Consider the following 14,744-nt stretch of genomic DNA (forward strand, 5'->3'; position numbering starts at 1 on the left):
TTCAGCCGAATATCCGAATCGAAGAGGCGGGGGAAAACCCCGCCTTTTTTGTTTTGGCGCCGGCCGACCAATGGTCGCTTTGCGCCTCACGCCACGAGCCAGTCGAAGAACGCGATCGCGGCCCAGACCAGGCCCGCGACCCAGGCCAGCATCACGACGCCGATCGTCGCAAGGACAGTAACGCCGAACAGGTCCGACCGCTCCCGGCCTGTCCGGGCGTGAGCCTCGGTTGCTGTTTGTTGTCTCATGACCGCCACCACGCTGTGTCGCGCTTCCGGCGCGTTGATGCCTTGTTAGCGCAGACGCCGGGCGCAGGCTGTGACGCAATTCACAGATCCGTGGAGCCACCCCGCATTCATACGGACGAAATTGCCATCCGCTTGTCCAGATCGGTCGGCTAGTGTCGGCCTCATGTGTCCCAAGTACGATCCACAGCACGAAGCCGAGGCCGCGATGAAGCGGGCCGCTGCAACCGAAGGCCCCGACCGGCAAAGACTTATCCAACTGGCTTTGGCCTGGCACGAGCTCGCCCGGGATCGGCGCGAAGGGCAGGCGGACTGAAGCCACTCTCGGGGAAATCCCGCATCAAGCGATGACCGGCCGAGTTTGGCCAACCGCATCGGCGAGCATGAGAAAAACCCTGTGCCCGGGGGACGAGCACAGGGTCCTTCAAAGCCGATCGGGGCTGGCAGATCGGCACCACTCAATTCGCAGGCTCAACGCGCCGGTCGCGCGTACGTTCCGCTTCCATCAATTCCACGGTCTCGACGTCACGCGCGACGCTCGCACGCAGGAACATTCGTTCCGCGGCGACGTTGGGCGGCTATGACTGATCCCGAATTGCGCGCGCAGTCCTTCGAAATCGCCTGGAGATTTCTCGCCCAGTCCGGCCTGCTCACCGGCGAGCACAGGGAATCGGCTCGCTTCATCCTGAACAGAATCGATCGCATGATGCTGCGCGGAGAGAGGCGAAGATTGCTGCTGTCGAACTCGGCAATCGACGCGTACCGAGTTCGGCCCGTGCTCGTGACCCTTCGATGCCTGACGCGCGAGCTGTGCGAAACGCAGCGTTAAGATTTGTTCGGACGACGAAGTTCGCGACCGCGATTCGCTGTGAAGAACGAAGCGGAGCAGGAACGTGAACAAACAAAATGCCCCCGAAGGGGCTCAGTGTCTCATGCCGCTTCCGCCTTCGGCACGGCGTCGGCGATCGCCGATCTTCGCTGCAGCAGGCGCGCGTTGGACCCAACGCGCTTGCCGAACGTTGAACGCGGATCGGATTTGCCAAGACGCGCATGGAGACCATTCAAGCCTATCTGGGGCGGAAGCACAGGGAACTCGGGTTGTTGAACGATTGCCTGAGCAATCCGGTGCAGCTGTCTTGCCCGCGATCGGTCGACGACGTCATCAAATCGAAATTCCAGGTGACGGCGGCACTGCGGGCTGAGCACGAATTGCTTCAGTGGAAGGCGACGGAGACGGCATGGTCGCACGCGGCCCGTCCCAGCAGTGGCCCGTTCACGTTCAGCTACGACTATCAGCGCGCGGACCTGAAGGTGCGCGGTCCGTCATTCTATCAAGGCGAGAGCGACGGCAGCAACGCGGCGATCTACACGGCCTCGGGCATGGCGGCGATCTCGGCGCTGCTGCTGGCTTGCGCCCGGGTCCTCGGCAAGGCCGACATCCTGGTGACGCCCGGCTGCTACGGCGAAACGATCGAGTTGATCGAGCGCTTCGTGCCGCATTTGCGGCGCGTCACCTTGAAGCTGCCGCCCGGCGAGGCGTTCGCGCGGACGGGCGCGCGGCAGATTCTGCTGCTGGATTCATGCGTCCCGGCCGGCGCGTTCGAGGCGGCTCTTCGCGCCGATTGGGGTGGGCTCGATCTGCTCGTTTTCGACACGACATGTTTCGCCGGCGGATCGGGCCGCATCCGCCGTGTCCGCGAATGGGCGCGGCGATGGCGTATTCCCGTCGTGATGGTGCGAAGCCATACCAAGCTGGATTCGTTAGGGGCGGAATACGGCCGGCTTGGTTCGGCGGTTTTCGTGGGCCCGGGTGAGGGCCATTCGTTGTGCGGGCGCCTGGCGCAGGAAACAAGCGATGCGGTGCGCCTGCTCGGCGGCGCGGCTCTGCCGGCACACTTTCCGCCCTATGTCGGCACGGCCGCCTATTGGGGGCTGACACGACAGCGCATCGCAGCGATCCTGCGCAACGGCCGGCGCATGAGCCGATACTTCGCCGCGCAATTGGCGCAGCTCTCCTCTGAACTCCACTTCACCCACGGCCTCTACGTCACGCTGAGCGGCAGGCATCCGTTCGATGAGGCCGGCGCGCGCCGGGCCGCCGAGTTGATGAGCCGTGATCTGAGCGGGGAGGGTTTTCCGATTCGCCACGCCGGCAGCTTCGGTTTCGACTTCGCCGCGACCGAATGGTTTCACGATGCGACCACGGATCGGTACAGCGTCCGGGTCGCGGTCCCGGATTTGCCGACGGAGCTGTGGGACGATCTCACCGCAGCGATTGCGCGGTGGTGGCGGGCGTCGAATCAATGAGGGCTTGGGCAGGTGAAAGAAGCGTGCCGGCGACCGCTGAGTTCGGGCCTCCGAACAAATGATCGGCTAGCCGGCCGATATATCGCCGCGTCTGAATCAGTCTGTCGCCAGGCATTCTTCCAAGGCCGGCTTCTGCTCGCTGCGGCCCGCCCACTCCTGAACCGCGAAGGCGAGCTGATGCCGGCTCACGGCCGCGCCCGCGATGGAAGCCCGCGCGACCTCGACGCGCTCCGTGATCGCTCTGGAATTCACGACGCCTGCATCAACGGCCAAAAACGATATTGCGATCACGGCAACCGCAGATGCGATCGCCATTCTCGTCCAGTCAGATTGCGGCATCGGGGTCCTTGTCGGGCGCAATTCGCCCGGCGCTTAGGTAGGCGCTGATGTGTGAGGTTCAAAGTCCGGAGTGGGGTGCCCCACGCGTTCGTGAAAGACGGTGATTGGCAGCCAGGTGCCGCATCAGGCCATCGCATGTGCGCGAAAAAGGAGGCTGGCGATCCCGGCAGGATTCGAACCTGCAACCCTCAGAGTAGAAATCTGATGCTCTATCCAGTTGAGCTACGGGACCGTCTTGAGCCGCCCCGGTTTGGGGGCTGGCCGTTCATCTAGCATGCCAATATGAAAAATCTGGCGTTTCGCCAAGCCTGAACCGAACCGTTTTCCTCAATGGCGCGACAAAGCGGAACGGTGGGGTGTCAGGGTGCCGGGTTGAGCGGCAGCGGACTGGACGATGGATCACATCGCCGGGAACGCTGGCAAGCTTCCGGGACACGGCCGCCGGTCGACTGGTCTGGTATTGCTGCGCCATCAGGACGGCGTGCGCGGCGGTATCTCGGCCGGTCTCCTCTGGGCCTGCCTTGTCATGGCGAATGCGACGATTTGCACCTTTGGTTCCATCGCCTTGAGTCCGTCACCTTTCCGCGCATTTCATGCGACAAGCGGCGTTCGTCCGCGATTTCCGGGAGTCCATCCATGATCGGTCTTGTTCGCGCCGTCACAATCTGCGCCGCGCTGGCGCTCGGCCTTTCGGCTGCGCAGGCCGCCGACAAAGCCTTCAAACGCGACGATCTCGCCGATTCCGCGATCAAGCTGGAGGCGCAGATCAAGAGCGAGGCGGGGCCGGTCGCCAAGACCAGTGCGACGCTGCGCACGGATGCCGACGCCGCCTTCAAGCGCAATGATTACCGCACCGGCCTGTCGGTGCTCGGCCAGATCGCGGCCACCACGCCCGACGATGCCGGCAACTGGCTGCGCCTCGCCAAGGTGATCTTCCAGATCTGGCCGAAGAACTCGAGCGAGCAGACATTCCTGCTGGAGCGCGCCTCGACCGCCGCCTACATCGCCTATCAGCGCGCCGGCAACCCGGGCGAGGAGGCCGACGCGCTCGCCGTGCTCGGCAAATCGCTGGCCGAACGGAAACTGTGGCGGCCGGCGCTGGATGCGCTGCGGCTGTCGCTCGACATGCGCGAGGTCGCCGACGTCCGCGGGCAATATGAGAAGATGCGCGACGAGCACGGCTTCCGGCTGCTCGACTATACCGTGGATTCGGACTCGGCGAGCCCGCGTGCCTGCTTCCAGTTCTCGGAAGAGCTGGCCAAGCGCACCGACTTCGCGCCGTTCCTGGCGCTGGCGGGGCAGGACAAGCCGGCATTGTCGGCCGAGGGCAAGCAGCTCTGTGTCGACGGGCTGAAGCACGGCGAGCGCTACAACATCAATCTGCGCGCCGGCCTGCCGTCGACCGTCAAGGAAGGCCTGCCGAAATCGGCCGAGTTCAACATCTATGTGCGCGACCGCAAGCCCTTCGTGCGCTTCACCAGCCGCGCCTATGTGCTGCCCAGGACCGGCCAGCGCGGCATTCCCGTGGTCAGCGTCAATACGCCCGCGGTCAACATCAACGTCTTCCGGATCGGCGACCGCAACCTGATCAACACGGTGGTCGACAGCGATTTCCAGAAGACGCTGTCGAAATACCAGCTCAGCGATCTCGGCGACGAGCGCGGCGTCAAGGTCTGGACCGGCGAGCTCGCGACCGCGATGACGCTGAACCAGGACGTCACCACCGCATTCCCGGTCGATCAGGCGCTCGGCGAACTCCAGCCCGGTGTCTATGTCATGACCGCTTCGGCCAAGGGGCCCGGCTCGGACGACGAGTATCAGCTCGCCACGCAATGGTTCATCGTCTCCGATCTCGGCGTCTCCGCCTATTCCGGCAATGACGGCATCCATGTCTTCATCAACTCGCTGGCCTCGACCGACCCAATCGGCAAGGCCGAGGTACGGCTGGTCGCCCGCAACAACGAGATTCTGGCGACCCGCAAGACCGACGACAGCGGCCATGTGCTGTTCGAGGCCGGCCTTGCGCGAGGCGAGGGCGGGCTGTCGCCGGCGATGCTCACCGTGTCAGGCGAGAAGGCCGACTACGCCTTCCTCAGCCTGAAGACCTCCGCGTTCGACCTGTCCGACCGTGGCGTCTCCGGGCGCGCGGTGCCTGTTGGCGCCGACGCCTTCGTCTATGCCGAGCGCGGCGTCTACCGCTCCAGCGAGACCGTCTATCTCACTGCGCTGCTCCGCGACGGGCAGGGCAACGCCGTCAGCGGCGGGCCGCTGACGCTCGTCATTGAGCGCCCCGACGGCGTCGAATTCCGCCGCGCCGTGCTGGCCGACCAGGGCGCCGGCGGCCGCACGCTCTCTGTGCCGCTCAACTCCGCTGTCCCGACCGGGACGTGGCGGGTGCGCGCCTTCACCGACCCGAAGGGCTCGTCGGTCGGCGAGACCACCTTCATGGTCGAAGACTACGTTCCTGATCGGATCGAATTCGACTTGTCCGCCAAGGACAAGCTGATCAAAGCTAACGCTCCAGTGGAGCTTAAGGCGGACGGCCATTTCCTCTATGGCGCGCCGGCCTCGGGGCTTCAGCTCGAAGGCGACATGCTGGTCGCGCCGGCGAGCGAACGGCCGGGGTTTGCCGGCTACCAGTTCGGCGTCGCCGACGAGGAGACCACTTCGAACGAGCGCACGCCGCTGGAGAACCTGCCCGAGGCCGACGCCAATGGCGTTGCGACCTTCCCGGTGACGCTGGACAAGCAGCCGGCTTCGACGCGTCCGCAGGAGGCGCAGATCTTCGTCCGCATGGTCGAGACCGGCGGCCGCGCCGTGGAGCGCAAGCTCGTGCTACCGGTCGCGCCCGTGAGCGCGATGATCGGCATCAAGCCGCTGTTCGGCGACAAGAACGTCGCCGAGGGCGACAAGGCCGAGTTCGACATCGTGTTCGTCTCGCCGGAAGGCAAGACGCTGCCGCGCGACGGCCTGCGCTATGAGCTCCTGAAGATGGAGTCGCGCTACCAATGGTACCGCCAGAACAATTATTGGGAGTACGAGCCGGTCAAGTCGACCGCGCGCGTCTCCGACGGTGATGTCACGATCGCAGCCGACAAGCCGTCGCGGATATCGCTCACGCCGCGGCCGGGCCGTTACCGGCTGGACGTGAAGTCGAACGATGCCGACGGCCCGGTGACCTCGGTGCAGTTCGACGTTGGCTGGTATTCCGACGGCAGCGCCGACACGCCGGATCTGCTGGAAACCTCGATCGACAAGCCGCAATATTCCTCCGGCGATACCATGACGGTGTCGATCAACGTCCGCTCCGCGGGCAAGCTCACCGTCAACGTGCTCGGCGACCGCCTGCTGACGACGCAGACCATCGACGTCAAGGAAGGCACCGCGCAGGTCAAGCTCCCGGTCGGCAATGACTGGGGCACCGGCGCCTATGTGGTGGCGACGCTGCGCCGTCCGCTCGACGCGGCTGCCCAGCGCATGCCGGGCCGGGCGATCGGGCTGAAATGGTTCGGCATCGACAAGCAGGCCCGTACACTCCAGGTGAAGCTGACCCCGCCGACGCTGATCCGGCCGAACGCGACGCTGAAGATCCCGGTCAAGCTGGACGGTCTCAACCCTGGCGAGGATGCCAAGGTGGTGATTGCCGCGGTCGATGTCGGCATCCTCAACCTCACCAATTACAAGCCGCCGGCACCGGACGATTACTATCTCGGCCAGCGCCGGCTGAGCGCGGAGATCCGCGATCTCTATGGGCAGCTCATCGACGGCATGTCGGGCACGCGCGGACAGATCAAGTCCGGCGGCGACGCCGGCGCTGGTGAATTGCAGGGCTCGCCGCCCGCGCAAAAGCCGCTGGCCCTCTATTCGGGCATCGTCACGGTTGCTGCTGATGGCACCGCGGAAGTGAGCTTCGATATTCCGGAGTTCGCCGGCACCGCGCGCGTCATGGCGGTGGCGTGGACCGCCACAAAACTTGGCCGCGCAAATACGGATGTCGTGATCCGCGATCCCGTGGTGCTGACCACGACCCTGCCGCGCTTCCTGCTCAATGGTGACCACGGAACGGTCAACCTCGAGATCGACAACGTCGAGGGCCAGGCGGGCGACTACGTCATCAACGTGAAGGCCGGCGGGCCGGTGAAGATGACCGGCAATCCCGCCACCACGGTCAAGCTCGCCGCCAAGCAGCGCAACGCGTTCTCGCTTGCCGTCGACGCGACCGCGGCGGGGCAGGCGACACTCGACGTCGACATCAAGGGGCCGAACGGCCTCGCGCTGGCGCGGCACTACGCGTTCGACGTCAAGGCGGCGACGCAGGTGCTGGCAAGGCGCTCGATCCGGACGCTAGCGAAGGGCGAGAGCCTGACGCTGACCTCGGACATGTTCTCCGACCTCGTGCCGGGCACGGGCAGCGTCTCGGTCTCGGCCAGCCTGTCGACCGCGCTCGATGCGGCGACGATCCTGAAAGCGCTCGACCGCTATCCCTATGGCTGCTCGGAGCAGATCACGAGCCGGGCCATGCCGCTGCTCTATGTCAACGAACTCGCGGCCGGCGCGCATCTGGCCATGGACACCGAGGTCGACCAGCGGATTCGCGATGCGATCGAACGTCTGCTGGCGCGCCAGGGCCCGAACGGCTCGTTCGGGCTGTGGTCGGCCGGCGGCGACGACGCCTGGTTAGATGCCTATGTGACGGACTTCCTGACCCGCGCCCGTGAAAAGGGCTTTGCGGTGCCGGACGTGCTGTTCAAGAACGCGCTCGACCGCATCCGCAACTCCGTCGTCAACGGCAACGAGCCGGAGAAGGACGGCGGGCGCGATCTCGCCTACGGCCTCTACGTGCTCGCACGCAACGGCGCCGCGCCGATCGGCGACCTCCGCTATCTCGCCGACACCAAGCTCAGCAACCTCGCAACACCGATCGCGAAGTCGCAACTCGCGGCGGCGCTTGCCCTGGTCGGCGACCGCAACCGCGCCGAACGCGTCTATGGTGCCGCGCTCGACAGCCTCGCGCCAAAACCGGTGCTGGAGTTCGGCCGCACCGACTACGGCTCGCAGCTGCGCGATGCGGCAGCGCTGGTCTCGCTCGCGAGCGAAGGCAACGCGCCGAAGGCGACGCTGACGCAGGCAGTGACGCGGGTCGAGACCGCGCGCGGGCTCACGCCCTACACCTCCACGCAGGAGAATGCGTGGCTGGTGCTGGCGGCGCGCGCGCTCGCCAAGGAGAACCTGTCGATGGAGGTCGACGGCCAGCCGATCAAGACTGCACTCTATCGCAGCTACAAGGCGGCGACGCTGGACGGCAAGCCGCTGAAGATCACCAACACCGGCGACGCACCGGTGCAGGCGGTGGTCTCGGTGTCGGGCTCGCCGGTGACGCCGGAGCCGGCGGCATCGAACGGCTTCAAGATCGAGCGCAATTACTTCACGCTCGACGGCAAGCCGGCCGACATCAGCAAGGTCAAGCAGAACCAGCGCTTCGCGGTGGTGCTGAAGATCACCGAGGCGAAGCCGGAGTACGGCCACATCATGGTGTCCGACTATCTGCCGGCGGGCCTCGAGATCGACAACCCGAAGCTGGTCTCGTCCGGTGACAGCGGCACGCTGGACTGGATCGAGGACGGCGAGGAGCCCGAGGATACCGAGTTCCGCGACGATCGCTTCACGGCGGCGGTCGATCGCGCCTCGGATTCGAAGTCGGTGTTCACCGTCGCCTATGTCGTGCGCGTGGTCTCGCCCGGCAAATACGTGCTGCCGCAAGCCTATGTCGAGGACATGTACAATCCCTCGCGCTACGGGCGGACGGGCACAGGCACCGTTGAGGTGCGGGCGGCGAAGTGAGTGAGATGAGCGAAGCCGATAATAGCTCTCGTCATTCCGGGATGGTCCGAAGGACCAGACCCGGAATCTCGAGATTCTCCGGTGCGCAATTGCGCACCGTAGTTCGGCTCTTCGAGCCGCCCCGGAATGACGGCCGTGGAGAACGGCGCGCGACCATGCGTATCCTATCGGCCTTCGCACTCACTTTCATCCTCGCCATCACCGCCTTCGTCGCCTGGGTCTACTCGCTCGGTCCGCTCCCGCTCGACGAGGCGCGGCAGGTCTCCACCACCATCGTCGATCGCAACGGCAAGCTGCTGCGCGCCTATGCGATGGCGGACGGGCGCTGGCGGTTGCCGGTTGACGCCAAAGCAAACGTCGATCCAACCTATCTGAAGCTGCTGCTCGCCTATGAGGACCAGCGCTTCCATGCCCATGACGGCATCGATCCGCTCGCACTGGGCCGCGCCGCGTTGCAGCTGGGAACGCGCGGCCACATCGTGTCGGGCGGCTCGACCATCACCATGCAGCTGGCGCGACTGATGGAGCCGCGGCGGCAGCGCTCGCTCTATGCAAAGCTGCGGCAGATGGTTCGCGCCATCGAGATCGCGCGCAGCATGAGCAAGGAGCAGATCCTCGACCTCTATCTCGCGCTCGCGCCCTATGGCGGCAACCTCGAAGGCATCCGCGCCGCCTCGATTGCCTATCTCGGCAAGGAGCCGAAACGATTGTCGCTGGCGGAAGCCGCGCTGCTGGTCGCGCTGCCGCAATCGCCGGAGACGCGCCGGCTCGACCGCTATCCCGAAGCCGCACGCAAGGCGCGCGACCGCGTGCTCGATCGCATGGTCTCGGAGCATGTGGTCAGCACCGAGGACGCGACGCAGGCCAAGACCGTGCCCGTGCCAAAACTGCGCAAGCCGATGCCGGTCCTGGCGCCGCACGCCTCCGACACCGCGCTCTCGACCGTCAAGGACACCCCGGTCATCAAGCTGACGCTGGATGCGAACTTGCAGAAGGTGCTGGAGTCGCTGGCGCGCGACCGCGCCATTGCGCTGGGGCCGAACATCTCGGTCGGCATCATCGCGGTCGACAATGAGAGCGGCGACGTGCTGGCGCGCGTCGGCTCGGCAGATTATTTCGACGAGAGCCGGGCAGGGCAGGTCGACATGACCCGCGCCATCCGCTCGCCGGGCTCAACGCTCAAACCCTTCATCTACGGGCTCGCCTTCGAGGACGGTTTTGTCCATCCCGACAGCTTGATCGACGACCGCCCGGTCCGCTTCGGCTCCTACGCGCCGGAAAATTTCGACATGACGTTCCAGGGCACGGTGCCGGTGAAGAAGGCGCTGCAATTGTCGCTGAACGTGCCGGCGATCGTGCTGCTCGACCGCGTCGGCGCGAGCCGGCTGGCCTCGCGGCTGCGGCAGGCCGGCGGCAATCTGATTTTGCCGAAGGACGAGGCGCCGGGCCTTGCCATGGGCCTTGGCGGCGTCGGCGTCACGCTGCAGGACCTCGTCCAGCTCTATGCGGGCTTCGCCCGGCTCGGCACCACCAAACCGCTGCGCGAGGTCATGGCCGCCAAGGACGACCGCGAGCCGCTGCGGCTGCTCGATCAGGTCGCAGCCTGGCAGATCGGCAACGTGCTGCTGGGCACGCCGCCGCCGGAGAACGCTGCCCACAACCGCATCGCCTTCAAGACCGGTACCTCCTACGGCTATCGCGATGCCTGGTCGGTCGGATTCGACGGCCGCATGACCATTGGCGTCTGGGTCGGCCGGCCCGATGGCGCGCCGGTTCCCGGCCTGATCGGCCGCGTCGCCGCCGCACCGATCCTGTTCGATGCTTTCGCCCGGACCGGCAAGACGCTGGCTCCCTTGCCGAAGTCGCCCAAGGGAACCCTGGTCGCCAGCAACGCGAAGTTGCCGTTGCCGCTGAGGCGGTTCCGCCCGGTCGGGGAACTGGTGCGCAGCGGCGGCGAGCAGGCGCTCCACATCCAGTTCCCGCTGAACGGCTCACGCATCGACGTCGATCGTTCCGGCGGCGAGGGCAGCGCGGCCATGCCGGTCAAGGTCGCCGGCGGTGTCCTGCCCATGACCGTCATGGTTAACGGAACCACGCGCGGAGAGATCGACGGCCGCCGCCAGCGGCTGATCGATCCGCCAGGACCCGGCTTTGCGCGGCTCACCGTGATCGATGCCACGGGCGCCGCGGACACAGTTGTCATTCGAATTCAATGACCCTGCCTCAAGCGGTTGTGGCGATGGCGGTTTCAGCGTAAGCGGAACCAATGGCCGAGACCTACCCAACTCCCCGTTTTGGAGCGCCCCGTGAGCCGAAAACGCCCGTAAATCCGGGCAGCCGGCTCGTGGCCATGCTCGACATCGTCACGGCCAGCCATGCCCGCGCCGTTGGCTTCCTGCTGGTGTGCGCGCTGCTGTTGTTCCTGCCGGGCTTCTTCACCATCCCCCCCGTCGACCGCGACGAGGCGCGCTTTGCCCAGGCCACCAAGCAGATGGTCGAGAGCGGCGACTATGTCGACATCCGTTTCCAGGAGGACGTCCGCTACAAGAAGCCGGTCGGCATCTACTGGTTGCAGTCGGCCGCGGTTGAAGCCGCCTCGGCGCTCAAGCTGCCGAAGGCCGAATTGCGGATCTGGGTTTACCGGTTGCCGTCGCTGTTAGGTGCGATCGGCGCCGTGCTCATGACCTATTGGGCGGCGCTCGGCTTCGTCACGCGGCGCGCCGCGGTGCTCGCGGCGCTCTTGATGTGCGCCTCTGTGCTGCTCGGCGTCGAGGCGCGGCTCGCCAAGACCGACGCCATGCTGCTGTTCTGCGTCGTCGCTGCGATGGGGGCGATGGCGCGGGCCTATCTGTCCTGGCAACGCGCCGAAGACGAGACGCATCCACCCTGGAGCTGGCCCGCGATCTTCTGGACCGCGCTCGCGGTCGGCATCCTGATCAAGGGCCCGCTGATCCTGATGTTCGCAGGGTTCACCATCGTCACGCTCGCGATCCTGGATCGCGACGCCTCCTGGCTTTGGAAGCTGCGCCCGCTCTGGGGCCTGATGTGGATGCTGGTGCTGGTGCTGCCCTGGTTCGTCGCGATCTTCTGGCGCGCGGGCGATGCCTTCTTCGCCGACTCCGTCGGCGGCGACATGCTGAGCAAGATCGGTGCCCAGGAATCCCATGGTGCGCCGCCCGGGCTTTACCTCGCGCTGTTCTGGATCACCTTCTGGCCCGGCGCGCCGCTGGCGGCGATGGCAGCGCCCGCGGTGTGGCGGGCGCGGCGCGAGCCCGGTGCGCAATTCCTGCTGGCCTGGCTGATCCCGTCCTGGATCGTGTTCGAGGCGGTGCTGACCAAGCTGCCGCATTACGTGCTGCCGCTGTATCCGGCGATCGCGATCCTCACCGTCGGCGCAGTGGAGCGGCGCGTGCTGTCGCGGTCCTGGCTGATGCGCGGCTCGGCCTGGTGGTTCGCGATCCCCGCCGCCGCCTCGATCATCGCCGTTGTCGGCGCGGTGATGCTGACTCGGCAGCCGGCTTTCGTGGCCTGGCCGTTCATCGCGGCCTCGCTGATCTTCGGCCTGTTCGCCTGGTGGCTGTTCGACACCAACCGCGCCGAGCGCTCGGTGCTCAACGCGCTGGTTGCGGCCCTGATGCTGGCGGTCGTGGTCTACGGCATCGTGCTGCCGTCGCTGACGCCGCTGTTTCCGAGCATCGAGGTCGCGCGCGCGCTTCGCAACGTCACCTGTGTCGGGCCGAAGGCGGCTGCGGCGGGCTATCACGAGCCGAGCCTCGTCTTCCTGACGGGCACCCAGACGCTGCTCACCGACGGCTCGGGCGCTGCGGATTTCCTGCGGCAAGGAAGCTGCCGCTTCGCGCTGATCGAGCAGCGCTCGGAGCGCAGCTTCGTGCAGCGCGCCGAGGCGATCGGGCTGCGCTACAAGGTCGGCTCGCGGATCGACGGCTATAATTTCTCGCAAGGGCGCGCGATCTCGATCTCGATCTTCCGCTCCGAAGGCACCGAATAGGATGCCGGTCTCAACCGATATCGCGCCGCAGGCGGGCTACCCCGCGCAATTGCTCTCCGTGTCGGGGCGTGCGCTGGCGCAGCTGGTCCGCACACCCTCGCATTCGCGCCGCGCCGAGGCCGCGCGAAAGCTGGCGCGGCACTCGCTGTGGCTCAGCGCGGCGGGCGCGGCCTTGATCATCGCGCTGATGGTCGCGTTCGACCTGACCGAGATCCAGCTGATGCCGGCGCGCGGCACGCCCAGCCTGTGGCCGATCCGCATCCTCACCGATTTCGGCAAGGACGACTATGTGCTCTCGGTGCTCGGAGTTGCGCTGGTGGCGCTGGCGCTCGTTGCGGCCGGGCTTCATGGTCCCCGCCGCGCGCTGCTGCTCGGCCTCGGCACGCGCCTTCAGTACATATTTCTGTCTGTTGCCGTGTCGGTATTCGTCGCCGAGATCCTGAAATATCTGATCGGCCGCGGGCGGCCGTTCGTCGGCGGCAAGGCTGATCCGTTCAACTTCATCCCGTTCGAGGGCAGCGGGGCCTATGCCAGCCTGCCGTCGGGCCATGCGGTGACGGCGTTCGCATTGGCGTTTGCGGTCTCGGCGCTGTGGCCGCGCCTGCGCGTGTTCATGTTCACTTACGCAATCGTGATCCTGCTGACGCGCCTGGTGCTGCTGGCCCATCACCCGAGCGACGTCACGGCCGGCGCCCTGGTCGGCCTGGTCGGTGCCATGGCCGTCCGCTACTGGTTCGCGGCCCGGCGGCTCGCTTTTGCCATCCGCGCCGACGGCAGCATCTTGGCCCTTCCGGGACCGGTCGGCGGGCGTCTCAAAAGGGTTGCCCGCGGGGCATCCGCCTCATAAAAGCGGCTGCCTGCCGGGACCGCCGGTTCCCCGAGGGCAGGCCAATTCCAACCACGAGCCTCATTTGTCGACGTCCCAGCCTTCGGTTTCCCAGCCCTCGGTTTCCATCATCGTTCCCGTGCGCAACGAAGCCGACAACATCGCGCCCCTGATCGAGGAGATCACGACGGCGCTCGACGGCCGCTGGGATTACGAGATCATCTACGTCAACGACGGCTCGACGGACGCGACCGGCGAACGGCTCGAGACCATCATGGCGCAGCGGAGCAATCTGCGTCAGCTGCGTCACGCCAGGTCGGGCGGCCAGTCGGCGGCCGTGCGCAGCGGCGTGCGTGCGGCGCGCGGGGTGATCGTGGCGACGCTCGACGGCGACGGCCAGAACAATCCGGCTTTCCTGCCCGACCTGATCGCGGCCGTCGAGAAGGGGGCAGGGCGCGTCGGCCTCGCTGCGGGGCAACGCGTCGGGCGCAAGGATACCGGCTTCAAGAAATTCCAGTCGCGCGTGGCGAACAAGGTTCGCAACACGATCCTGAACGATGGCACGCGCGACACCGGCTGCGGGCTGAAGGCGTTCCGCCGCGAGGTGTTCCTGATGATGCCCTATTTCGACGGGCTGCATCGTTTTCTGCCGGCGCTGGTCCGCCGCGAAGGCTACGACATCGCCTATGTCGACGTGATCGACCGGCCACGCCGTTCCGGCGTGTCCAATTATGGCTTCTTCGACCGGCTGTGGATCGGCATCATGGATCTCGCCGGCGTGTGGTGGCTGATCCGCCGCAAGAAACCGACACCAGATGTGACTGAGGTGAACGCATGATCATTCAATTCGGTCAGGCGCTGAGCAACTATCTCTACGACGTCTTCGTCGCCAAGTTCGATTTCTGGCTGGCGTTTGGTCTCGTCGCGCAGCTGTTCTTCACGGCACGCTTCCTCGTGCAGTGGATCGCGAGCGAACGCGCCGGCAACAGCGTGGTGCCGATGGCGTTCTGGTTCTGCTCGATGGGCGGCGGGCTGATGACGCTGGTCTACGGCGTCGTGAAGCGCGAGCCGGTCATCATTCTCGGACAGGCGCTGGCGACCATCATCTATGTCCGCAACATCATGCTGATCATCAAGAACCGCGGCCGCAGCTCGAAGACGCTGGAGCGGTGAACAA

General features: G+C 66.1%; 10 protein-coding genes and 1 tRNA gene. 8 read left to right on the plus strand and 3 right to left on the minus strand.

Going from position 1 to position 14,744, the window contains the following annotated elements; genetic code table 11:
- Positions 1-86 precede the first annotated feature (86 nt).
- Positions 87-248: a hypothetical protein gene (locus RAD15_RS04790; RefSeq protein ID WP_458174848.1), complete on the minus strand. Its 162-nt coding sequence runs from the start codon at positions 246-248 to the stop codon at positions 87-89.
- 577 nt (positions 249-825) lie between these two features.
- Between RAD15_RS04790 and RAD15_RS04795 the strand changes: the two genes are divergently transcribed.
- Both RAD15_RS04795 and RAD15_RS04800 read left to right on the plus strand, forming a co-directional pair.
- Entirely contained in the window at positions 826-1,074 is a 249-nt protein-coding gene (locus RAD15_RS04795; RefSeq protein ID WP_458174850.1) for a hypothetical protein, read from the plus strand.
- 221 nt (positions 1,075-1,295) lie between these two features.
- Positions 1,296-2,552 carry a hypothetical protein gene (locus tag RAD15_RS04800; protein ID WP_458174852.1) on the plus strand — a complete coding sequence of 419 codons (1,257 nt, stop codon included), beginning with the start codon at positions 1,296-1,298 and terminating at the stop codon, positions 2,550-2,552.
- Positions 2,553-2,648: 96 nt separating this feature from the next.
- On the opposite strand, the gene RAD15_RS04805 is transcribed toward RAD15_RS04800, so the two are convergent.
- Positions 2,649-2,867 carry a hypothetical protein gene (locus RAD15_RS04805; RefSeq protein ID WP_458174854.1) on the minus strand — a complete coding sequence of 73 codons (219 nt, stop codon included), beginning with the start codon at positions 2,865-2,867 and terminating at the stop codon, positions 2,649-2,651.
- A gap of 179 nt (positions 2,868-3,046) precedes the next feature.
- Positions 3,047-3,123 (minus strand) — tRNA-Arg (locus RAD15_RS04810).
- Between the two features lie 404 nt (positions 3,124-3,527).
- Here RAD15_RS04810 and RAD15_RS04815 point away from each other — a divergent pair.
- The 6 genes from RAD15_RS04815 to RAD15_RS04840 all read left to right on the plus strand — a co-directional run bounded on the left by RAD15_RS04815 (position 3,528) and on the right by RAD15_RS04840 (position 14,740).
- Positions 3,528-8,732 carry an alpha-2-macroglobulin family protein gene (locus RAD15_RS04815; protein ID WP_458174856.1) on the plus strand — a complete coding sequence of 1,735 codons (5,205 nt, stop codon included), beginning with the start codon at positions 3,528-3,530 and terminating at the stop codon, positions 8,730-8,732.
- Positions 8,733-8,887: 155 nt separating this feature from the next.
- A complete protein-coding gene (gene pbpC / locus RAD15_RS04820) occupies positions 8,888-10,948 on the plus strand; it encodes a penicillin-binding protein 1C (RefSeq protein WP_458174858.1) in 2,061 nt (686 codons plus the stop codon).
- Positions 10,949-10,998: 50 nt separating this feature from the next.
- Positions 10,999-12,741 (plus strand): ArnT family glycosyltransferase, encoded by a 1,743-nt coding sequence (locus tag RAD15_RS04825; protein WP_458174860.1) that lies wholly within the window; start codon positions 10,999-11,001, stop codon positions 12,739-12,741.
- Position 12,742: 1 nt separating this feature from the next.
- Positions 12,743-13,588, plus strand: a complete 846-nt coding sequence (locus tag RAD15_RS04830; protein ID WP_458174862.1) for a phosphatase PAP2 family protein — start codon at positions 12,743-12,745, stop codon at positions 13,586-13,588.
- 64 nt (positions 13,589-13,652) lie between these two features.
- Complete coding sequence (locus RAD15_RS04835) at positions 13,653-14,405, plus strand: glycosyltransferase family 2 protein (RefSeq protein ID WP_458174864.1); 753 nt, start codon at positions 13,653-13,655, stop codon at positions 14,403-14,405.
- Positions 14,402-14,740, plus strand: coding sequence for a lipid-A-disaccharide synthase N-terminal domain-containing protein (locus RAD15_RS04840; protein WP_458174866.1), 339 nt, complete (start codon positions 14,402-14,404; stop codon positions 14,738-14,740). Before RAD15_RS04835 ends, RAD15_RS04840 begins: the two co-directional genes overlap by 4 nt.
- The last annotated feature ends 4 nt before the right edge of the window (positions 14,741-14,744 follow it).

It is taken from the genome of Bradyrhizobium sp. 14AA, assembly GCF_054185205.1.